Below are 21,159 nucleotides of genomic sequence, written 5' to 3'. Positions count from 1 at the left end.
TACGGTCACGGCATGCGGATTCGAATCGTCGACGCCTTCACCGACCGCCCCTTCGCCGGCAACCCCGCCGGAGTCCTGCTGCTCGACTCCGGCACGTTCCCCGACGACGCATGGCTCCAGGACGTGGCCAAGGAGGTGAATCTCTCCGAGACCGCCTTCGCCCACCCGCTGCCCGGCGGGGGCGAGGCGGACTGGGCGCTGCGCTGGTTCACGCCGGTCGCCGAGGTCGACATGTGCGGGCACGCCACCCTCGCCACCGCCCACGTCCTGCGCAGCACCGGCGCGGCGAGCGGCACCGTGCGCTTCGGCGCACGGTGCGGCGTCCTGACCGCGACCGCCCACGACGACGCGGCCATCACGCTCGACTTCCCCACCGCGCCGCTCACCCCCGTCCCCGTTCCCGACGGCATCACCAAGGCACTCGGCGCCGAGGTCCTCTCCGCCCACGACACCGGCGAGCACGTCGGCGACCTGCTGGTGGAGTTGACCGACGAGGCGACGGTCCGCTCCCTGACCCCGGACTTCGCGGCCCTGGTGACGCACTCCGAGCGGGGCGTCATCGTGACCGCGGCGGCCGCCGACCCGTCGGCGGGGTACGACTTCGTGTCACGCGGCTTCTTTCCCCGCCTCGGCATCGACGAGGACCCGGTCACAGGCAGCGCGCACACCGCGCTCGCACCGTTCTGGTCCGCACGCCAGGGCCGCGACGAGCTGACCGGACTCCAGGCGTCCGCCCGCTCCGGCCTGGTCCGCACGGCGCTGCGCGGCGGGCGCACACTGCTCACCGGCCGCGCCGTGACCGTCATCGACGGGGAGCTGCTGACGGCGCCCTGACATGGCGCGGGGGCGTACGGCCGGTGCCGTACGCCCCGGGGTCAGCAGCTCTCGCGGCCTGTCGGCGTGGGCAGCCAGCACACATGACCGGCCAGCAGCCCGTAGCCGACGAAGGCCACGATGTCGAGCAGCGCGTGGGCCGCCACCAAGGGGCCGACCCGGCCCCAGCGGCGGTAGAGGAGCACGAAGACCACGCCCATCACCATGTTGCCGACGAACCCGCCGATCCCCTGGTAGAGGTGGTAGGAGCCGCGCAGCAGCGAACTCGCGGCCAGCGCGGCCGTCGGCGACCACCCCAACTGCCCCAGTCTGCGCAGCAGATAGCCCACGACGATCACTTCCTCCAGCACGGAGTTCTGGATCGCCGAGAGGATCAGCACCGGGTACTTCCACCACACGTCCGGCAGGGATTCCGGCACGACGGTGAGATTGAAGCCGGCGGCGCGCGCGATGAGGTAGAAGGCCAGCCCGGCGCTTCCGATGCCCGCCGCCACGAGTGCGCCCCTGCCCAGGTCCGACCACGGGCGGCTCCGGTCGAAGCCGATCGCCCCGAGCCCGGCGCGTTCGCGGACCAGGAAGTGCGCGACGAGCAGCACGGGCACCAGAGCGGTGGTGATCCCGAAGAGCTGCCAGGCGAGATCGAGCCACGGCCGCCCCGGGGCCGCCGACGAGTTCAGCATCGCGGCCTGGTCCTTGAGCCCCCCTGGCTTCGTCAGCGACCCGACAAAGCTGATCAGGGACGAGACCGCGCTCGCGCCCAGCGACAGCGCGAGGACGAGCACCGTCTCGGACCGCAAGGTCTTCTGCGACGCGCCCTCCCGGGGAAGAGATCCGGCCATGCCTTCCGGCTCCGCCTGCACAACTGCCTCCAGTTCGCCAATCCCGTCTCGTCCTCATCCTCGTCCCGCTAGGGTCTCGAATGCAGGTACGAAGGTCACGCGACAGGCCGGGGGACACACGTCATCACGATGACGCGGTCCCCTTTTTCCTTTGCACACCGCACAAGGAGGGGCACCACCGCATGGGACGTCACAGCTTGCCCGACGCCGAGGTGACGGAGGGAGGCAGGTCCCGTCCCCGCGTGCGCCGTCGCACGACCGTCATCGCCACCGCTCTCGTGCTCGGCGTCGCGGCCGGGGCGGGGGCGGCCGTGCAGAGCGGGCTGCTCTCCTTCGCGGGTTCCTGCCGGGACTCCGCCGTCAGGATCGATCTGGCCGCGTCCCCCGACATCGCCCCCGCCGTCGAGGAGATCGCCGAACGGGCCCGTGAGGAGGGCGTCAGGTCCGACGGCCAGTGCATGGACGTGCACGTCGTCTCCCGCGAGAACCACGAGGTGGCGGACCTGCTCGCGACGGGGTCGAACAGCCCCGACTACGAGGTCTGGCTGCCGGATTCCGGGGTCTGGGCCGAACGCGTCCGCAGCACGGGCGACGGCGTGCCGCTCACGCCCGCCGGCAACGTCGCCCGCACGCCCGTGACCCTGGCCACCGTGCCGTCGGCCGGCGCACAGCTGGGCTGGCCCCGCAGGACGTACACCTGGGCGGAGCTCACCGCCGCCGCCACCGCGACGGACGACGTGCGCCTCGGCTCGGCCGATCCGGCCCGCAGCGCCACCGGGCTGCTCGCGCTCACGAGCGTCTCCCGCTCCGCACAGCGGACGGACCCGGACGCGGACACCGGCGTGGCGGCGACGGCCAAGCTGCTCTCCCAGCGGCTGTCGGACACGGACACGGAGGCCGCGAGCACCCTGGCACGCGCGGACGCGGGCGAGGCCGCCGGTGACCCGGCCCGCAACCAGGCCGTGTTCCTGACGGAGCAGGCCGCTTTCGCGTACAACGCGTCGGCCGGCGAAGGCGTCCCCGACCTGCGGCTGTTCTATCCCGAGGACGGCACCCCGATGCTGGACTACCCGTACGAGCTCGTCGACGAGACCGACCTGTCCACCGACGAGAGCCGGGCGGCCACCCGCTTCATGGCGCTGCTGGACGAGCCGCGCTCGCGCACGGCGCTCGCACGGCAGGGGTTCCGGGTGCCGGACAAGCCCGTGGACGCTCGGCTGGTCCGCGCGGCGGGCGGCCGGGCTCCGCAGCCGTTCGCGGCCGAGGGCGCGGCGGCCGATGCGCTCCCGGCGGACGCGATCCAGCAGACGCTCGGCATGTGGACCATCACCGTGCAGAGCGCCCGGCTCACGACGGTCGTCGACGTCTCGGGGTCGATGCAGACACCGGTGCCGGGGCGGGGCGCCCGGACCCGGCTCGACGTCACCAGGGAGGCACTGCAGAAGACGCTGGACCAGTTCACGCCGGAGGACGAGATCGGACTGTGGGAGTTCGCGACGGGGCTCGACGGCTCGAACGACTACCGCGAGGTCGTGCCCACGGACCCGCTCGGTCCGGCGGGCAGGCCCGGCACCCAGCGCGCCCGCCTCTCCAAGGCCTTCGAGGGCCTCGCCGCCGTCCCCAACGGCGCGACCGGCCTGTACGACACCACGCTCGCGGTCTACAAGAAGGCCCAGGACACGTATGTGAAGGACAAGTTGAACGCGATGGTGGTGCTCACCGACGGCTCGAACCAGGACCGGTTCAGCATCACGCGCAGCAATCTGATCTCCGAGCTGAACCAGCTGAGCAATCCCCACACCCCGGTCCCCGTGATCGCCGTCGCCATCGGTCCGGAGGCGGACCTGCAGGAGGTGGACGAGATCGCCAGGGCGACGGGCGGCGCGGGCTACGAGGTCAGCGACCCCGCGGAGATCACGTCGGTGATCCTCAAGGCGATCATGGCGGTGGGGCAGAAGGGCCGCGCGGCCGGCTGACGCTCGGCCGGCTCACGACGCCGCGCCGGGGAATCCCACGGGCCAGGTGTGCACCGGCTCCCCTTCGCGCATCAGCTCGCCGTAACGCCGGGTGGTCGCCACGAGCGCCGCGTCCCGTTCGAGACCGGCCTCCAGTGCCCGGTGGAAGGTGTCCGCCTGCCAGGAGGCGCCGTTCGTGCGCCGCCTGCACCGCTCCTCGATGATGCCGAGGTACCGGTCGCGGTCGGCGGGCTCGATGTTCCACGCGTCGAGGCCGGCCGCGGCGAGCGGGAGCAGTTCGTCGCGCACGAGCTTGGCGACGGGCACGCGGGTGACGCCGCCGCCGCGCCCGGGGCGCGGCCACAGCAGTTCGGCGTCGATGCCGTGACGGCAGGCGGCCTCGAAGTTCTCGTGGGCGGCAGCGAAGGGCAGCCGGGTCCACACCGGCCGCGTCTCCTCGGCCAGTGCCCGCACCAGTCCGTAGTAGAAGGCCGCGTTCGCGACGACGTCGGCGACCGTGGGGCCGGCGGGCAGGACGCGGTTCTCCACCCGCAGGTGCGGCACGCCGTCGACGACGGCGTACACCGGCCTGTTCCACCGGTACACGGTGCCGTTGTGCAGGACGAGCTCCTGGAGCCGGGGGACCCCGCCGTCGTCGAGCACCCGCAGGGGGTCCTCCTCGTCGCAGATCGGCAGCAACGCGGGGAAGTAGCGCAGGTTCTCCTCGAAGAGGTCGTACGCGGAGTTCACCCAGCGCTCACCGAACCAGGTACGCGGCCGCACTCCCTGCGCCTGGAGCTCGGGCGGGCGGGTGTCGGTGGCCTGCTGGAACAGCGGCGGCCGCGACTCGCGCCACAGTTCCCTGCCGAACAGGAAGGGCGAGTTGGCGCCGACGGCGACCTGGACGGCCCCCACCGCCTGCGCCGCGTTCCACACGTCGGCGAACCGGGCGGGTGTCACCTGCAGGTGCAGTTGGACCGACGTGCAGGCCGATTCCGGGGCTATCGACGACGAGGTGCAGGTCAGCCTCTCGACGCCCTCGATGTCGAGGGTGAACTCCTCGCCGCGCGCGGCCACGATCTGATCGTTGAGCAGCATGTAGCGGTCGACGTCGGAGAGATTGGCGGAGACGAGGTCGTGCTGCCGCAAGGTGGGCAGAATTCCGATCATCACGAGCCCGGAGCCCACTTCGGCGGCCCTGCGGTCGGCATATCCCAGACCGGTCCGCAACTCCTCTGCCAACTGATCGAAAACGTGCCCGCCCAGCCGGTGCGGAACGATGTTTACTTCCAGGTTGAACATTCCCAGTTCGGTCTGGAAATCAGGACTCGAGATGCGGGAGAGTACTTCCGCATTCATCATCCTCGGCGTCCCGTCCGCATCCGCGAGATTCAACTCTATCTCCAGCCCCATGAGGTTCCTGGGCCGGTCGAACCTCTTCTCCGCCAGCAGCCGCCCCAGTCCCGCCAGGCACTGCTGGAGCTTGCGCCGGTACCGTTGACGATCGGACAGGTCGAACCCGCCTGCCACGATCTTCTCCCCCATCGAAGGGTCCCTCCTCGAGTGGGCAGCCACGCAGCGTGGGCCGCTCGCGTCACGGACGATAATGCCCAGACTCTTTGATCCGTAACGCCCGCGCGGCAGGTCCGCTCCCGATAGTCTGGAGTCAGTGCGCACGGGGCACATTCGCCGGGCACTTCCCACGGTGTGATGCGACGGTCACTTTCCGGATCCGGCCGGGGCGAAAACACCGTACGGATTCGGCCTACCACTCCGCGGAAGAAACCGCAGGCCACGTCCTCGCCCCCCGGAGAACACGCCGGAAACCCAGGCTCGGCGGGTCCGGTATTCGCCTTGCGGAAAATCACCGGGAAGGCTAGCGGAAACAATCACTGAACACGGGTCGTATAAACTCTGCGGATGGGCCGGGATTCGGCGCCAGGTGGTCTTTCCGGCCCCGCGCGGCCCGTACGCCGACAGTGCCGTCTGCATCTCCCCGCATCACCGTGTCTCTTGAGTGAGAGGCGACCCATCATGCCGCTGCATGTTTCCCCGGCCCCCGTGCCCGCCCTGCGCAGCGTTCTCGCAGCACTCGGTTCCCCCACGGCCGTCCGTGAGGCTCCGACACCCGCTCTCAGGTCCGTCCAGGGACCTCTGAGCCCCGAACTGCCCCTTCCGGTCCATGTCCTGGACCGTGTGGTCCCGACCGCCGGTGCCCCGTACACCCGGCTCGCCGGCTGGCGCTTCCTCATCCGCAACGGCGATCGTGCGGTGGCCGCGGCGGACACGAGACTGACGCCGGACGGCTGGGCCTTCTCCCACTTCTTCGAAGGGCCCTATCTCGGTTCCACGGAACGTGCGCTGCGCCAGGCAGAGGCGATGGGAGCACCTTTCCAGCCGCGCCTGCTGTCCGTACCGGAGCTGTACATGCTCACGCTCTGGCTGCACCGCGACATCGAGGCCGACGCGTCCGCCGGCACTCTTCAGCCGACCGACGTTCTGGTGCCGCTGGCACCGGCCCCGCCCGGCATCGCGGCTCACCGGCCGCACCAGGTCGCCGATCTGCTGCCCGTGCTGACCCTGCGGCTGACACCGCAGCCCCTGCTCGACTCACCGGCCGCCTGACCTCACCACACCTCCAGTACGCCCCGCGACCGGCCGGTCGCGGGGCGTACTGCTGACCAGCGCATGGCCCGGCCGGACTAGCCCTGCCGGGTCACTTCGAACCACCCGAAAGGACAGGCCGGTTGCGCTGAACCGCTCGCACGGGTGATGCGTCATGAATCAGTAGGAAGAGCTGCTGTGAAATCCCTGCGGATCGACGCCCGTGGGGGAACACTGGGACCGGACCGACACAGACGGGGGGCGGCCATGAACAGCTCATCGAGCCGCAGGACACTCACCACATCGCAGGGAAAGAACCCATCCATGTGCCAGCACCAGCCAGCCTGCCCTACGCCCGACTCAGCCGACCGGGAGGCGGCGCGCCTGGTGGCACACCACCCGGAGCAGGGCTGGAGCCTCCTGTGCAACGGTGTGCTCCTCTTCGAGGACACCGGTGAACTGCTGCCCGACGGGCAGATCATCGCTCCGCACCGGCCGCGTGAGACCGGCCAGGTGATGACGGCCGCGTAGAGCGGTCGCCGAGACGACCAGGGGCCGGCCGGAGAGTTCTCCGTACCGGCCCCGATCCATGCGCGCCGCGCGCGGGGCGTCAGTTGTCGTACTCGTCCAGCGGCGGGCAGGAGCAGACCAGGTTGCGGTCGCCGAAGGCGCCGTCGATACGGCGGACCGGCGGCCAGTACTTGTCCGCAGCGCTCACACCCGCCGGGAAGACGGCCTCGTCACGGCTGTAGGCGTGGTTCCACTCACCGCCGAGGGCGGCCGCGGTGTGCGGGGCGTTGCGCAGCGGGTTGTCGTCCGCGGGCCATGCGCCCGACGCCACCTTCTCGATCTCGGCACGGATCGCGATCATCGTGTCGCAGAAGCGGTCGAGTTCGGTCAGGTCCTCGCTCTCCGTCGGCTCGATCATCAGCGTGCCGCCCACCGGGAACGACATGGTCGGCGCGTGGAAGCCGTAGTCGATCAGGCGCTTGGCGATGTCGTCGACGCTGACACCGGTCGCCTTCGACAGCGGCCGCAGATCGACGATGCACTCGTGGGCGACCAGACCCGCCGGGCCGGTGTACAGCACCGGGTAGTGCGGCTCCAGGCGCTTGGCGATGTAGTTCGCCGCGAGAACGGCCACCTGCGTGGCCCGCTTGAGACCCTCGCCGCCCATGAGACGGGCGTACGCCCAGGAGATCGGAAGGATGCCCGCCGAGCCCCACGGTGCGGCCGAGATCGGGCCGACGCCCGTCTCGGGGCCCGCGGTCGGCTGCAGCGGGTGGTTCGGCAGGTAGGGCGCGAGGTGTGCGCGCACGCCGACCGGGCCGACGCCGGGACCGCCGCCGCCGTGCGGGATGCAGAAGGTCTTGTGCAGGTTCAGGTGCGAGACGTCGCCGCCGAACTTGCCCGGCTTGGCGAGACCGACCAGTGCGTTGAGGTTGGCGCCGTCCACGTAGACCTGGCCGCCCGCGTCGTGCACCTGGGCGCAGATGTCGGCCACGTGCTCCTCGAACACGCCGTGCGTCGAGGGGTAGGTGATCATCAGTACGGCGAGCTCGTCGCCGTACTGCTCGATCTTGGCGCGCAGGTCCTCGACGTCCACCTCGCCGTCGTCGGCGGTCTTCACGACGACGACCTTCATGCCGGCCATCACGGCGCTGGCGGCGTTGGTGCCGTGCGCGGAGGACGGGATCAGGCACACGGTGCGCTGCTCGTCGCCGTTGGCGCGGTGGTACGCGCGCACGGCGAGCAGACCGGCCAGCTCGCCCTGGGACCCGGCGTTGGGCTGGATCGAGACCTTGTCGTAGCCGGTGACCTCGGCGAGACGGTCCTCCAGCTCGTGGATGAGCGTCAGGTAGCCCTCGGCCTGCTCGACGGGCGCGAAGGGGTGGATCTGGCCGAACTCCGGCCAGGTGACCGGCTCCATCTCCGTCGTCGCGTTCAGCTTCATCGTGCAGGAGCCGAGCGGGATCATGCCGCGGTCCAGTGCGTAGTCCCGGTCGGCGAGCCTGCGCAGGTAGCGCAGCATCGCGGTCTCGGAGCGGTGCTGGTGGAAGACCGGGTGGGTGAGGTACTCGTCGGAGCGCAGCAGCGCGGCCGGCAGGCCGTCGGCGCTCGCCGCGTCCAGCGCCTCGACGTCGCACTGGACCCCGAAGGCGGACCACACGGCCGTCAGCTGGTCGCGGCCGGTGGTCTCGTCACAGGCGACGGAGACGTGGTCGGCGTCCACGAGGTGCAGGTTGACCCCGCCCTCACGCGCGGCGGCAACGACGTCGGCGGCCTTACCCGGCACGCGCAGCGTGAGCGTGTCGAAGAAGGCGCCGTGCACGACCTCGACGCCGCCGGCCCGCAGCCCGTCGGCGAGGACGGTGGCGTAGCGGTGGGTGCGCTCCGCGATGCCGCGCAGACCGTCGGGGCCGTGGTAGACGGCGTACATGCCCGCCATCACGGCGAGCAGCACCTGCGCGGTGCAGATGTTGCTGGTGGCCTTCTCGCGGCGGATGTGCTGCTCACGTGTCTGGAGCGCGAGCCGGTAGGCCTTGTTGCCGTCCGCGTCCACGGAGACGCCGACGAGGCGCCCGGGCAGGCTGCGGGCGAACTTGTCGCGCACCGCCATGTAGCCCGCGTGCGGGCCGCCGAAGCCCATGGGGACGCCGAAGCGCTGGGTCGTGCCGACGGCGATGTCCGCGCCGAGCTCGCCGGGCGAGGTCAGCAGGGTGAGGGCCAGCAGGTCGGCGGCGACGGTGACGATCGCGCCGAGCTCGTGCGCCTGCTCGATGACCGGCTTCAGGTCCCGTACGGCGCCGGAGGCGCCCGGGTACTGGAGCAGCACGCCGAAGACGCCGCGCTCGGCGATCTCGGCGGGGATGCCCTCGCTGAGGTCGGCGGTGACGACCTCGACGCCGGTGGGCTCGGCGCGGGTCTCGATCACGGCGATGGTCTGCGGCAGGGCGTCGGCGTCGATGAGGAAGACGCCGTCCTTGACCTTGCCGACCCGGCGGGCGAGCGACATGGCCTCGGCGGCCGCGGTGCCCTCGTCCAGCAGGGAGGCGCCGGAGGTGGGCAGGCCGGTGAGGTCGGCGACGACGGTCTGGAAGTTCAGGAGGGCCTCGAGCCGTCCCTGGGAGATCTCCGGCTGGTACGGCGTGTACGCGGTGTACCAGGCCGGGTTCTCCATGACGTTGCGCAGGATGACCGGCGGCGTGAAGGTGCCGTAGTAGCCGAGGCCGATCATGGGCGCGAGCACCTGGTTGCGGTCCGCGAGCGAACGCAGCTCGGCGAGGACGTCGGCCTCGGTGCGGGCGTCGGGGAGGTTCAGCGCCTCGGCGCTCTTGATCACATCCGGCACCGCGGCGGCGGTCAGCTCGTCGAGCGATCCGTACCCCACCTGCGCGAGCATCTTCGCCTGGGCAGCGGCGTCGGGGCCGATGTGCCGCTGCTCGAAGGGTGTGCCTCGCTCCAGCTGGGAGAGCGGAATGCGGTTGGCGGTCATGTGGGAGGCCTCCTGGTCTTATGCGACCTGCGAGGGGCATCGCGGCGCGGATGCCCGGACGGCCTCCCCCTCTGTCATCTCGAACCTGAGAGCTTCACCGGGCGCCATGGAGCGACGCGCCGGCTTTCACCGTCGGTGAGAGCGGATGCCGTCCGACGCCCGCCCTGCTTTCCAGAGTGACCTCGTCCGTGCGGTACAGGGGCCTGAGAGATTCCGGGGAGGATTTGCTCCTTCGGCGCCGCCGGTGGGATCACCGGTGGACTCTCCCGCACAGGGTCAACAGCCGATTGCCAGGGTACCAGCGCGTTCCTATGAAAAACCTTCAAGTGGCCGTCACCCGGGATGTGCCCTTTTGTAGTGACTGAGAACAGGTGCGACCCATTGGAGGGACCGTGCAGACCGATATCGATCCGCGCAGCCTGATAGGCCGCAAGGCGTTCGACCGCGACGGCCACAAGATCGGCACTGTCGACGAGGTCTACCTGGACGACGCCACGGGCGAGCCCGAGTGGGCCGCCGTACGTACGGGACTGTTCAGCCGGGACGCCTTCGTGCCCCTGGAGCCGAGCGAAGTCCTCGACAACGCACTCCACGTCCCCTACGAGCGCGCCCTGATCAAGGACGCGCCAGACTTCGGTGTCGGCCGCCATCTCTCCCCCGAGCAGGAGCTTCAGCTCTATCACCACTACGGCCTCGACCTCTCGGTTCCCCCAACGCCTGCCCCGTCCGCCGGCGACCGCTCCTTCGGCCAGGTCACGGGCCAGGAGGACTGACGCCGTCCCTCCCTCCCACCTCAGCCCTCGGTCGGGGGCCCTATTTCCCGCATCGGACGCCATGCCTCCCTGGCCCCGTGAGAAGCACTGACGCCGGTCCCTCTCCCCCTCAGCCCCGGCTGGGCCCGCGAGCCGTGGCATTCCGACGCGGGCGCCCCGACCGCCCTGCCCGGTGAGCACCCGTCCGCTCCCGACGAGCCCCCTGCGGTCTGTGGCCTCCCTCGGCCGTCAGGCGCTCGGCGCCACCGGGTGCTCGTCGCCGCCCGGTACGGACGCGCTCCCCTCCCCCGCCCCCGGCAGAGGGGCACCCGGCGCCTCAGGCCCCGGCCGAGCGATCGCGTGAGGGGGCCCTGTGGCCGCCCCACCCGAAGCGGCCGCGTCTCTGCCGGGCCCATCGGCCCCCGCCGCCGGCCCGCCCGAGGCGACCGCCTCCTCCCCGGACGCATCGGTCCGCGGAGAGGCCGCCGGCACCAGCGGCAGCGGGTCCGACGGCTGGAGGTCCTCGTCGTCCACCCGGAACGTGCGCACCCGGCCCGGCGCCGACCCCGGCTCCTCGAAGCGCACGGTCACGCGCCCCACGCCGCTCCCCTGCACCCAGCCCGCCCCGTACACGGCATGCCGGACGTCCTGCCCCGCGGACCAGTGCCGCGCGATCGGCCCGGCCGGCCCGGGCTCCACCGGCGCCTCATCGCGCTCGGCCCCCTCCGGCGGCTCACCGGCCTCGACCGACGACGCGGCCGAGGCCGCGGCCTCCTCGGCCGCGGCCTGCGCGAAGAGATCCTCCTGCGTGTAGTCGGCGAGCCCCGTGACCCCGACCCCGAGCAGCCGTACACCGCCCGTCGTGTCAACGGACTCCAGCAGCCGGCCTGCCGCCTCCCGCACCACGGCCGGGTCGTCGGTCGGCCCCCTGAGCGTCTCCGAGCGCGTGAGCGTCGAGAAGTCGTAGCGCCGGACCTTGAGGACGATCGTCCGGCCGGAGTGCCCTCCCGCCCGCAGCCGCTGCACGCAGCGCTCGGCGAGGCGCTCCACCTCGATCCGCACCCGCACCCGGTCGTGCAGGTCCACGTCGAAGGTGTCCTCCACCGACACCGACTTCGCGTCCCGCTCGGCGACCACCGGCCGGTCGTCGTGCCCGAGCGCCATCCGGAACAGCGCGGTGCCGTGGGCCCTGCCCAGCAGGCGTACGAGCTCGTCCTCGCCTGCCTCCGCGAGGTCGGCGACCGTGGTCATCCCCGCGCGTCGGAGATGCTCGCCCGTCGCGGGGCCCACGCCGGGCAGTGTCCGCACGGACAGGGGCCCTAGGAGCTCTCTTTCGGTGCCGGGCTCTATCAGGACGAGACCGTCCGGCTTCGCCTGCTCGGAGGCGATCTTCGCCAGCATCTTGGAGCCGGCCAGGCCGACGGACCCGGTCAGCCCCGTCATCGCCCGGATGTCGGCCCGCAGCCGCTCTCCCGTCGCACGGGCCGACGCCGAGTCGTCGGCGGCACCGCCCGCCTCCAGGTCGACGAAGGCCTCGTCCAGGCTGAGCGGCTCCACGAGCGGCGACAGCCGCCCCAGCAGCTCCATGACCTGCTCGCTGACCGAGCGGTAGAGCGAGAACCGCGGCACCAGGTACGCCGCGTTCGGCGCGAGGCGTCTGGCCTGCGCCATCGGCATCGCCGAGTGCACGCCGAAACGCCTCGCCTCGTACGACGCGGTGGCGACCACTCCGCGGGGCCCGAGCCCCCCGACCACCACGGCCTTTCCGCGCAACGAAGGCTTCGCCGCCTGCTCGGCAGCGGCGTAGAAGGCATCCATGTCCAGATGCAGGATCGTCGGCGCGGATCTCACACCATCGATGCTGCCCTACACCACTGACAACGTCGCCGCGCGCACAGCGCGGCGACGCCCGGCCGCCTGGTGCCGCTGGGGCGCGGCACCCGGATCACCCCGCGCGGTCGCGCCTGCGCCTCGCCAGCTCGTCGGCGGGGTTGTTGCCGATCAGGGTCTCGCCCGTGTCGACGCGTTCTCCGTGCAGCTGCGACAGGGCCGCCTCGACGTCGCGCCACACGACGCCCACCGCGATCCCGAAGACGCCCTGACCGCCCTGGAGCAGGTCGACGACCTCGTCGGGCGACGAGCACTCGTACACCGTCGCCCCGTCGCTCATCAGCGTCATCCGCTCGAGGTCGCGAAAGCCCCGGGCACGCAGATGCTGGACGGCGGCGCGGATGTTCTGCAACGCGACGCCGGTGTCCAGGAACCTCTTGACGATCTTGAGGACGACCACGTCCCGGAAGCTGTAGAGCCGTTGCGTGCCCGATCCGTACGCCGGCCGCACGCTCGGCTCCACCAGGCCCGTACGCGCCCAGTAGTCGAGCTGCCGGTAGGTGATCCCCGCCGCCGCGCACGCGGTCGGTCCGCGGTATCCGATGGTGTCCGTTGAGGGGTCGGCCGCGCTGTCGTGCAGCGGATACGGCCCGCCTTCCACCGGACTGATTCCGGGGCCGCCCCCAGCCGTACTGTCGCCGCTGCTTCTCACGCCGACCTCCGTCCTTGACCTGCCACCTCGAAGGTAGGGAGTCACCAGGGGTGCGTCAACGATCGCCACACTCGGCACGCCGAGTGATAATCACCCTGAGAGTGGTTTCTCGTGCCCCGATCCGGGGAAAGGCTGCTCGAATGCGCCGATGCCGCACGGCCGGGCGCTCACCGCCCGCGACGGCCTCACTGACTGCTGGAACCGAAGTCCTCCGGCGAGATCTGGTCGAGGAACTCGCGGAACTTCTCCACCTCGTCCTCCTGCTCGTCCGGGATGGCGATCCCTGCGTCGTCGAGCACACCGTCACTGCCGTAGATGGGGGTCCCTGTGCGCAGGGCGAGCGCTATGGCGTCGGACGGCCTGGCGCTCACCTCGACACCGCTGGCGAAGACCAGCTCCGCGTAGAACACGCCCTCGCGCAGGTCGGTGATGCGGACCTCGGTGAGCTCCTGGCCCACCGCGTCGAGGACGTCCTTGAACAGGTCGTGCGTCAAGGGTCTGGCGGGGGCCATCCCCTGCTGCGCGAAGGCGATCGCGGTCGCCTCCCCCGGTCCGATCCAAATGGGGAGGTACCGATCGCCTCCCACTTCACGCAGGAGCACGATCGGTTGGTTCGAGGGCATTTCGACCCGGACACCCACAACGTCGAGCTCGTTCACACAGCAACCCTAGGACGTGCGGACGAGGTTTGGGTAGTCGGGCTGGGCCAAGATCAGTGCAGCCGCACTCCGAGGGCGCTTTCGACCAGGGCCGCGTGCAGTCTCACGGACAGCGCGGCCAGCTCTCTCGTGGTGGCCTCCGCATGCGCTCTGGTCTGCGGATTACGGTGTCTGCGCAGCGGCGCCACGATCTGCTCGACCAGCCCGGCGTCCCGGTCGGCGGACGCCTTCATCGCCCGCAGATGCCGCGGCTCGAGTCCGAATCTGCCGAGCTCGCAGACGAGCCGGGCCACCGTCACCGACTCGGCGTCGTAACCGCCGCTCGCGTCGGCCGTGAGCAGCCCGTACGACTCCCACTCGGCCAGGTCCTCCTCGCCCACCTCGGCGGCTGCCAGGAGCTCGGCCCGGCCGAGCCGCCGGGCGGTACGGCGGTCGCTCTCGCCCCCGTCACCGCCCTCGAACAGCTCGCGCTGGGCCCCTTGGACGGGCAGCTGGATCTGCTCGCCGCGCTCGAGGGCGTCCAGCTGCTCACGGATGACCTTGAGGGGAAGGTAGTGGTCGCGCTGCATGCGCAGGACGAGGGCCAGGCGCTCGACGTCCTGGGCACTGAACTTGCGGTACCCCGACGGGGACCGGCGCGGCTCGACGAGCCCCTCGGCCTCCAGGAAACGGATCTTGGAGATCGTCACCTCGGGGAACTCGTCGCGCAGCCGTGCCAGCACCGCGCCGATGCTCATCAGCCGGTCGCCCGGGGCGGCGGTGCCGTGTCCGGCACCGCCCGTCGGTGTACGCAGCATGTACCTTCCCTGTGGGAGTCCCCCCGGACGGAGTCTGGGGAAACGGTCACACGCCCCGCTGGTTCGCGTAGAACACCAGCCGGTACTTGCCGATCTGGACCTCGTCACCGTTCGCCAGGACCACCGAGTCGATCCGCTCGCGGTTCACGTACGTGCCGTTGAGGCTGCCGACGTCGGAGACGCTGAAGCTGCCGTCCGGGCCTCGGCGGAACTCCACATGGCGGCGCGAGACCGTCACGTCGTCGAGGAAGATGTCGCTCTGCGGGTGACGGCCCGCGGTCGTCAGGTCACCGTCCAGCAGGAAGCGGCTGCCCGAGTTCGGGCCGCGGCGCACCACCAGGAGGGCGGAGCCGAGCGGCAGGGCGTCGACCGCCGCCTGAGCCTCGGGCGACAGCGAGGGCAGGGCGGTCTGCCCGGTGACCTCGGAGTCGTACGCCTCGATCCCGGAGATCGAGATGGTCGACGTCGTCTCGGAGGCGCGCTCGGCCGGAGCACCACCGCGAAGCGGCGCACCGCAGTTGGAGCAGAACCGACCGGCCTCGGTGTTCCGGTGGCCGCACCTCGTACAAACCGGCAGACCCGCCATGGAGGGATCCTCCTGCCGCGGTTGTCCCGCGTGGGGATTGGTCGCATACGGATCGGGGGCAAACCCTCCACCCGCACTTGAGGTTGATGGTTCCCCGAAACCTATGCGCCCGGCACCGGCAGGGTCAACAGACGACGCGCCCTGTCCGCCCGAATTGTCACCACCGGCGACCTCGTCGCGGAACAGCGGCCGCTCGGCGCCTTGCTCCTCGCTCTGGCCGTGGCGCGGCGCGCGATGGCGGGCGTTGCCGTCCTCGCGTGCGCTCTTGCCGAACAACTTCCCAAACAACTTCACGGGCGTTTCCCCTTGACCGAAATAGACCCGCCCGTGGGGCAGGACGAATCCTGAACGAACACACCTGCCGACCCGGACATCTTCACAACGTCCGTAACCACCGGACAGTTTCCACCACGCGCCACTGATCCGGCGCGTCGCCCCCCTGCCATTTTCCGCCCTGGCCCGGCAGACTCCATGCTTCCCCGTTTCACTGGGAGGACGACCGAGCGTAGTCAGGCCGCTCCGCCGGTCGCAAGGCGTCGACAATGATCTTCTCTGAACGCTCCACGGTCGCCGTGGCCTGCTCCTTCTCCAGTGTCTGCACCACACCACCGGGGATGTTCAGCGCGGGCTCCAGGTCCTGCGGCTTGCCGATGACCTTGAAGGTGTACGGCGCGTTGACGCGCTTCCCGTCGACCTCTATGTCGCCCGCCGTACCGGAGAAGAACGTGTCCGCGACGACCCGGACCCCGTTGACCTGGATCGCCTCCGCGCCGGCGGCCCGCAGCTCCTGGATCGCGTCGAGGAGCATGTCGGGCTCCACCGTGCCCGACGGGTCCCCGATGGTCAGCGTGATGCCGGGACCCTGCGCGGCCACCGTGCCGGCGAGGATCCCGAGCTGCTGCTCCTTCTGGAGCGTCTGCTTGCGCGCCTCCTCGGCCTGGTCGGAACTGTTCTCCAGCTCGGTGCGCTGGTCCTCCAGGCGCTGCTTCTCGTCCGCCAGGCGCTGCGACCGGTTGTCGAGCTCGTCGAGGATGCGCACCAGGTCCTCTTGGCGCGCTCCGCGCAACGCGCTCTCGTCGCTGTTCGAACGCACCTGGATGGCCAGGCCCAGACCGAGTACGAACAACAACACCGCGACGATGAGTTGGGCGCGCGTCACCCGAGGCGGCCACACGGCGGCACGAAGCCGCTGCCGTCCTGTCTGCGAGGGGCTCTCGTCCGCGGGGGGATCGGGCTGCTGCGCCGGCGGCGGGGCGAGCGGCGGCAGCGGCTCGCGCCTGGGCTCCGGCGAGCTGCGGTGGGGTTTCTCTTCGCTGTTCATGTTCGTCACGCCCGGAAGACATGCCGGCGGATCGCGGCGGCGTTGGAGAAGATCCGGATACCGAGGACGACGACCACGCCGGTCGACAACTGCGCTCCGACGCCGAGCTTGTCGCCGAGAAAGACGATCAGCGCGGCCACGACCACGTTCGACAGGAAGGAGACGACGAAGACCTTGTCGACGAAGATCCCGTCGAGCATGGCCCGCAGACCGCCGAACACCGCGTCCAGGGCGGCGACGACCGCAATCGGAAGGTAAGGCTCGACCACCGCCGGCACCTCGGGCCGGATCAACAGTCCGACCACGACTCCGACGACGAGGCCCAGTACGGCGATCACGATGTGCCCTTCCCTGTGTCTGCCGTCCCCGGCCCGCTGCCCCGGTCGGCGTCGGCGGTCATCGGCTCTGCTGTACGTACGATCAAGCTGGGGGCCGCGGGCAACCGCACCGTCTGCTCGTCGGAAATGCTGGAGCGGATACCGAAGTTCTCCTTCAACGCGTGCAGATACTGCCCGTCGGCGCTGTCCTGGAACGCGGTGCTCAGCTTGTTCCCGTCCCCCACCGCGAGCACCGTGTACGGCGGTACCAGCGGCCTGTTGTCGACCAGTATGGCGTCGCCCGCGGCGCGGATCGCCGACAGGGCCGTCAGTCGCTGCCCGTTGATGGCGACGGCCTCGGCTCCCGACTCCCACAGCCCGTTGACGACGCGCTGCATGTCACGATCGCGGACCCGGCCCGTGTCGGAGAACCCGCTGCTCTCACGCGGCCCGTCACCACCCTGGTCGGTGCCCTTGGCGTCGTCCACGACGAGTTTCACGCCCGGCCCGGACACCTCCGTGGCGCCGGCCAGCAGACCCACGAGCGCGCCCTGGTCGCCGCCCTGGGTGTTGAGGGCCCTGCGCTGGCGCTCCTGGACGTCGTCGCGGAGCGCGTCGACGCTCTCCTCCAGCTCGTCCACGGACTCGGTCTGCGCCTGGACGCGGTCGATCAGCTCCTCGCGCTCCTTCGCCAGCACCGGTGCCGATACCCGCGCCTCGGCGGCACCCACGGTGACGATGACGGCCGCCAGCACCAGGCCGGCGGCGAGCCCGAGCTTGGCGCGCAGCGTCCGGGGCAGTCCCCCGCGCTCGGCCCGGCGCGCGGCCGCTTCCGCGTACCCGTCGTCGAGACTGTGCTCCATCACGTTCGTCAGCAGCGACATCGACGCATCGGGACGCGCGGGCGGAGAACCTGTGCTCCGAACGGGGGGCTGCTGCGACATGCCGCACATCGTCGCATGTCGCAGCCGCTACCGCCGAATGGCCCCACCGGTGTGCCGGACACCGCCCCGGAAAGGCGGGCAGCACACCGGCAGGCGCCTCACCGACCCGCGCTGTCCACGACCGACGCCCATTCGTCGAGCAGGGCCTGCGCCGAGGCGTCGTCGGGTCCCTCCGCCCACAGATGGGTGACCGCCTCGGCCGGGTCGGGCAGGACCATCACCCAGCGTCCGTCGGCCTCCACGACGCGCACCCCGTCCGTGGTGTCGACATGTCGATCGCCCGCGGCCTCGACGACCCGGCGCATCACCAGACCCTTGACGGCCCAGGGCGTGGCCAGGTCCCGCTTGAGCACGTGCGCCCGCGGAATCCGGGCGTCGATCTGGCTCAGCGTGAGCTGCGTACGGGCCACCAGCCCCACGAGCCGCACGAACGCAGCCGTGCCGTCGAAGACACTGCTGAACTCCGGCACGATGAAGCCGCCGCGGCCGTCACCGCCGAAGATCGTGGTCTCCTCCCGGCCCACACGGGTCAGGTCGTCCGGCGACGTCGTCGTCCACTCCACCTGGGTCCCGTGGTACGCGGCGACCTGCTCGGCGATCCTCGTGGTGGTCACCGGCAGGGCGACCCGGCCGCTGCGCCGCTCGGCGGCCACGAGGTCCAGCAGGACCAGCAGCGCCCGGTCGTCCTCGACGATCCGCCCGCGCTCGTCGACCAGGGACAGCCGCTCACCGACGGGGTCGAAGCGGACACCGAACGCGGCCCTCGCGGAGGCGACGATCTCACCGAGCCGCACGAGCCCCGACCTGCGCGTGTCCGCGGACTCGGTCGGCCGGGACTCGTCCAGACCCGGGTTGATCGTCAGCGCGTCGACACCGAGGCGACCGAGGAGGCTCGGCAGAACGAGGCCGGCGCTGCCGTTGGACGCGTCGATGACGACCTTGAGCCCGGACTCGGCGATCCCCGACGTGTCCACGTTGCGCAGCAGGGAGCCCGTGTACGAGTCGAACACGCTCGACGGGAAGTGCAGGTCACCGATCTCGCCGGGGAACGCACGACGGTACTCCTGGCGCGCGTACACCCGGTCCAGCTTCCGCTGGCCGCCCTGGGACAGGTCGGCACCGCGTTCGTCGAAGAACATGATGTCGACGGAGTCCGGCACGCCCGGGGACGTACGGATCATGATGCCGCCCGCGCTGCCCCTGGCCGTCTGCTGCCGCGCCACGGGCAACGGCACGTTCTCCAGGTCCCGGACGTCGATGGCACTGGCCTGGAGCGCGGAGATGACCGCCCGCTTCAGGGCACGTGCACCACGGGAGTGGTCACGGGCCGTGGTGACGGTGGCGCCCTTCTTGAGCGTCGTCGCGTACGCCCCGGCGAGGCGCACGGCGAGCTCGGGCGTGATCTCCACGTTCAGGATGCCGGTGACACCCCTGGCGCCGAACAGATGCGCCTGCCCACGGGACTCCCAGATGACCGAGGTGTTGACGAACGCGCCGGCCTCGATGGTCTTGAACGGATAGACCCGCACATTGCCCTGAACAATCGATTCCTCACCCACCAGGCATTCGTCACCGATCACCGCACCGTCCTCGATGCGCGCGGCACGCATGATGTCGGTGTTCTTGCCGATGACGCAGCCTCGCAGGTTGGCCTGCTGCCCGATGTAGACGTTGTCGTGGACCACGGCCTTGTGGAGGAACGCCCCGGACTTCACGACGACGTTGGAGCCCACCACCGTGTGCTCGCGGATCTCGGCGCCTGCTTCGACCTTGGCGTAGTCCCCGATGTACAGAGGCCCCCGCAGCACCGCGTCGGGATGCACCTCGGCCCCTTCGGCGACCCACACGCCGGGAGAGATCTCGAACCCGTCGAGCTCGACGTCGACCTTCCGCTCCAGGACGTCGGCCTGCGCCTTCACATAGCTCTCGTGCGTGCCGACGTCCTCCCAGTAGCCCTCGGCGACATAGCCGTAGATCGGCTTGCCTTCCTTCATGAGCTGCGGGAACACGTCCCCCGACCAGTCGACGGGCACGTCGGCCTCGACGTAGTCGAAGACCTCGGGCTCCATGACGTAAATGCCCGTGTTCACGGTGTCCGAGAAGACCTGCCCCCAGGTCGGCTTCTCGAGGAACCGCTCGACCTTTCCCTCCTCGTCGACGATGGTGATGCCGAATTCCAGAGGGTTGGGCACCCGTGTCAGACAGACGGTGACAAGGGCGCCCTTCTCCTTGTGGAAGGAGATCAGGTCGGTGAGGTCGAAATCGGTGAGGGCGTCACCGGAAATGACGAGGAACGCGTCGTCCTTCAGCGCTTCCTCGGCATTCTTGACACTCCCCGCGGTGCCGAGTGGCTTCTCCTCGTTGGCATAGGTGAGCTCCATCCCGAGCTCTTCGCCGTCACCGAAGTAGTTCCTGACGAGTGAGGCGAGAAACTGAACGGTAACGACGGTCTCGGTGAGCCCGTGCCGCTTGAGCAGCCGCAGTACATGCTCCATGATCGGCCGGTTCGCCACCGGCAGGAGCGGTTTGGGCATGCTCGAGGTCATGGGGCGAAGTCGCGTTCCTTCGCCACCAGCCATCACGACGGCCTTCATGTCGGAAGCGTCCTCCTTGAAGAGATGACGGTCCAGCCGACTTCACCCGCGCAACAAACCCTCTGGGGCATCCACGGCCGGCGACACTGCCGGTCACCGTGTCTTCGGGGTCAATCGGCCTCTGCGTCCGCCTTGACGAGTCGGCGGACCTGAACCACATAGAGGATCCCTGCCCACCAATAGAGAGTTGTACCCCATCCGGCGAACGCCCATCCGAAAATCGCGGCCAGTGACGCAAGCCACCCCGTTCCGTCACTCAGGAGCAGCAAGGGGAAGGCATACATGAGGTTGAAGGTGGCCGCCTTGCCCAGGAAGTTCACCTGCGGCGGCGGATAACCGTGCCTCCGGAGGATGTAGACCATCACCAGCAGCATCAGTTCCCGAGCGAGAAGTGCAGCGGTCAACCAGATCGGGAGAATCTCGCGCCAGGTCAGTCCCACGAGAGTGGAGAGGATGTAGAGCCGGTCGGCGGCGGGGTCGAGGATGCGGCCCAGGCTGCTGATCTGGTTCCACCGGCGGGCGAGCTTCCCGTCGAGATAGTCGCTCACTCCGCTCAGCATCAGCACGAGCAATGCCCAGCCGTCGCTCTTGGGCCCACCGAACTCGGGGCGAAGAATCAGCCACAGGAAGAGCGGCACCCCGACCAGCCGCGCCATGCTGAGGATGTTGGGGATGGTGAGCACCCGCTCCGTCTGGACGCGGGTCTCCTGGACCTCCACCCGGGGGCCTCCTGTGGGAAACGTACCAACGATGCCCCCTGACCTTACCGGCAGTCGCTCGGGCACCGAGCACAGGGGTCGGACCTCGTCTTCCTGAGACCCTGAAACGCAGGAAAGCCCCGGAACAGTGTTCCGGGGCTTTCCCACAATGATTGTTCGGCGGCGTCCTACTCTCCCACAGGGTCCCCCCTGCAGTACCA

General features: G+C 70.3%; 18 protein-coding genes and 1 riboswitch. Of the genes, 5 read left to right on the top strand and 13 right to left on the bottom strand.

Annotation, left to right across the window (positions count from 1 at the left end):
- Positions 1–12 precede the first annotated feature (12 nt).
- Positions 13–834, top strand: coding sequence for a PhzF family phenazine biosynthesis protein (locus ACWD0A_RS11225; protein ID WP_451296836.1), 822 nt, complete (start codon positions 13–15; stop codon positions 832–834).
- Positions 835–875: 41 nt separating this feature from the next.
- On the opposite strand, the gene ACWD0A_RS11220 is transcribed toward ACWD0A_RS11225, so the two are convergent.
- Positions 876–1,673, bottom strand: a complete 798-nt coding sequence (locus tag ACWD0A_RS11220) for a CPBP family intramembrane glutamic endopeptidase (protein ID WP_451296834.1) — start codon at positions 1,671–1,673, stop codon at positions 876–878.
- Positions 1,674–1,855: 182 nt separating this feature from the next.
- On the opposite strand from ACWD0A_RS11220, the gene ACWD0A_RS11215 reads away from it, so the two are divergent.
- On the top strand, positions 1,856–3,649 hold the full coding sequence (locus tag ACWD0A_RS11215; protein ID WP_451296832.1) for a substrate-binding domain-containing protein: 1,794 nt from the start codon (positions 1,856–1,858) through the stop codon (positions 3,647–3,649).
- 12 nt (positions 3,650–3,661) lie between these two features.
- On the opposite strand, the gene ACWD0A_RS11210 is transcribed toward ACWD0A_RS11215, so the two are convergent.
- Positions 3,662–5,173: a glutamate-cysteine ligase family protein gene (locus ACWD0A_RS11210; RefSeq protein ID WP_451296830.1), complete on the bottom strand. Its 1,512-nt coding sequence runs from the start codon at positions 5,171–5,173 to the stop codon at positions 3,662–3,664.
- A 489-nt stretch (positions 5,174–5,662) separates the two neighbouring features.
- Here ACWD0A_RS11210 and ACWD0A_RS11205 point away from each other — a divergent pair, with 489 nt between their 5' ends.
- Together ACWD0A_RS11205 and ACWD0A_RS11200 are read left to right on the top strand one after the other, a co-directional pair.
- Positions 5,663–6,253 carry a hypothetical protein gene (locus ACWD0A_RS11205; protein WP_451296829.1) on the top strand — a complete coding sequence of 197 codons (591 nt, stop codon included), beginning with the start codon at positions 5,663–5,665 and terminating at the stop codon, positions 6,251–6,253.
- Positions 6,254–6,556: 303 nt separating this feature from the next.
- Positions 6,557–6,763 (top strand): DUF5999 family protein, encoded by a 207-nt coding sequence (locus ACWD0A_RS11200; RefSeq protein WP_305737813.1) that lies wholly within the window; start codon positions 6,557–6,559, stop codon positions 6,761–6,763.
- Positions 6,764–6,842: 79 nt separating this feature from the next.
- On the opposite strand, the gene gcvP is transcribed toward ACWD0A_RS11200, so the two are convergent.
- The gene (gcvP, locus tag ACWD0A_RS11195; protein WP_451296828.1) at positions 6,843–9,728 is read right to left on the bottom strand and encodes an aminomethyl-transferring glycine dehydrogenase; all 2,886 of its coding nucleotides are present in this window, start codon (positions 9,726–9,728) and stop codon (positions 6,843–6,845) included.
- A 181-nt stretch (positions 9,729–9,909) separates the two neighbouring features.
- Positions 9,910–10,007, bottom strand: a riboswitch (glycine riboswitch).
- A 101-nt stretch (positions 10,008–10,108) separates the two neighbouring features.
- Here gcvP and ACWD0A_RS11190 point away from each other — a divergent pair.
- Positions 10,109–10,501: a PRC-barrel domain-containing protein gene (locus ACWD0A_RS11190; RefSeq protein WP_451297190.1), complete on the top strand. Its 393-nt coding sequence runs from the start codon at positions 10,109–10,111 to the stop codon at positions 10,499–10,501.
- A gap of 228 nt (positions 10,502–10,729) precedes the next feature.
- On the opposite strand, the gene ACWD0A_RS11185 is transcribed toward ACWD0A_RS11190, so the two are convergent.
- From ACWD0A_RS11185 to ACWD0A_RS11140, 10 genes are all read right to left on the bottom strand, one after another.
- Positions 10,730–12,331, bottom strand: coding sequence for a DNA polymerase IV (locus tag ACWD0A_RS11185; RefSeq protein WP_451296826.1), 1,602 nt, complete (start codon positions 12,329–12,331; stop codon positions 10,730–10,732).
- Positions 12,332–12,425: 94 nt separating this feature from the next.
- On the bottom strand, positions 12,426–13,022 hold the full coding sequence (locus ACWD0A_RS11180; RefSeq protein ID WP_451296824.1) for a MerR family transcriptional regulator: 597 nt from the start codon (positions 13,020–13,022) through the stop codon (positions 12,426–12,428).
- Positions 13,023–13,207: 185 nt separating this feature from the next.
- Entirely contained in the window at positions 13,208–13,681 is a 474-nt protein-coding gene (locus tag ACWD0A_RS11175; RefSeq protein WP_177152903.1) for a bifunctional nuclease family protein, read from the bottom strand.
- Between the two features lie 53 nt (positions 13,682–13,734).
- Positions 13,735–14,478 (bottom strand): transcriptional regulator FtsR, encoded by a 744-nt coding sequence (gene ftsR / locus ACWD0A_RS11170; RefSeq protein ID WP_451296822.1) that lies wholly within the window; start codon positions 14,476–14,478, stop codon positions 13,735–13,737.
- Positions 14,479–14,524: 46 nt separating this feature from the next.
- Positions 14,525–15,487, bottom strand: a complete 963-nt coding sequence (locus ACWD0A_RS11165) for an FHA domain-containing protein (protein WP_451297188.1) — start codon at positions 15,485–15,487, stop codon at positions 14,525–14,527.
- Between the two features lie 61 nt (positions 15,488–15,548).
- Positions 15,549–16,385, bottom strand: a complete 837-nt coding sequence (locus ACWD0A_RS11160) for a DUF881 domain-containing protein (protein WP_451297186.1) — start codon at positions 16,383–16,385, stop codon at positions 15,549–15,551.
- 5 nt (positions 16,386–16,390) lie between these two features.
- Complete coding sequence (locus ACWD0A_RS11155; protein ID WP_010469069.1) at positions 16,391–16,723, bottom strand: small basic family protein; 333 nt, start codon at positions 16,721–16,723, stop codon at positions 16,391–16,393.
- Positions 16,720–17,646, bottom strand: coding sequence for a DUF881 domain-containing protein (locus tag ACWD0A_RS11150; RefSeq protein WP_451296819.1), 927 nt, complete (start codon positions 17,644–17,646; stop codon positions 16,720–16,722). The genes ACWD0A_RS11155 and ACWD0A_RS11150 overlap by 4 nt, the downstream gene beginning before the upstream one ends.
- Positions 17,647–17,744: 98 nt before the next feature.
- Entirely contained in the window at positions 17,745–20,240 is a 2,496-nt protein-coding gene (locus ACWD0A_RS11145) for a sugar phosphate nucleotidyltransferase (RefSeq protein ID WP_451296817.1), read from the bottom strand.
- 110 nt (positions 20,241–20,350) lie between these two features.
- Positions 20,351–20,959, bottom strand: a complete 609-nt coding sequence (locus ACWD0A_RS11140) for a CDP-alcohol phosphatidyltransferase family protein (protein ID WP_451296815.1) — start codon at positions 20,957–20,959, stop codon at positions 20,351–20,353.
- Positions 20,960–21,159: the final 200 nt, after the last annotated feature.

Source organism: Streptomyces sp. NPDC002867, assembly GCF_053591895.1.
The sequence above is the reverse complement of the archived record's forward strand: the minus strand, read 5'-3'. Positions and strand labels throughout refer to the sequence as shown.

Coding starts and splice junctions, on each gene's coding strand:
- ACWD0A_RS11225 (WP_451296836.1), top strand. CDS start 13: ATGCGGATTCGAATCGTCGACGCCTTCACCGACCGCCCCTTCGCCGGC.
- ACWD0A_RS11220 (WP_451296834.1), bottom strand. CDS start 1,673: ATGGCCGGATCTCTTCCCCGGGAGGGCGCGTCGCAGAAGACCTTGCGG.
- ACWD0A_RS11215 (WP_451296832.1), top strand. CDS start 1,856: ATGGGACGTCACAGCTTGCCCGACGCCGAGGTGACGGAGGGAGGCAGG.
- ACWD0A_RS11210 (WP_451296830.1), bottom strand. CDS start 5,173: ATGGGGGAGAAGATCGTGGCAGGCGGGTTCGACCTGTCCGATCGTCAA.
- ACWD0A_RS11205 (WP_451296829.1), top strand. CDS start 5,663: ATGCCGCTGCATGTTTCCCCGGCCCCCGTGCCCGCCCTGCGCAGCGTT.
- ACWD0A_RS11200 (WP_305737813.1), top strand. CDS start 6,557: ATGTGCCAGCACCAGCCAGCCTGCCCTACGCCCGACTCAGCCGACCGG.
- gcvP (WP_451296828.1), bottom strand. CDS start 9,728: ATGACCGCCAACCGCATTCCGCTCTCCCAGCTGGAGCGAGGCACACCC.
- ftsR (WP_451296822.1), bottom strand. CDS start 14,478: ATGCTGCGTACACCGACGGGCGGTGCCGGACACGGCACCGCCGCCCCG.
- ACWD0A_RS11160 (WP_451297186.1), bottom strand. CDS start 16,385: ATGAACAGCGAAGAGAAACCCCACCGCAGCTCGCCGGAGCCCAGGCGC.
- ACWD0A_RS11150 (WP_451296819.1), bottom strand. CDS start 17,646: ATGTCGCAGCAGCCCCCCGTTCGGAGCACAGGTTCTCCGCCCGCGCGT.
- ACWD0A_RS11145 (WP_451296817.1), bottom strand. CDS start 20,240: ATGAAGGCCGTCGTGATGGCTGGTGGCGAAGGAACGCGACTTCGCCCC.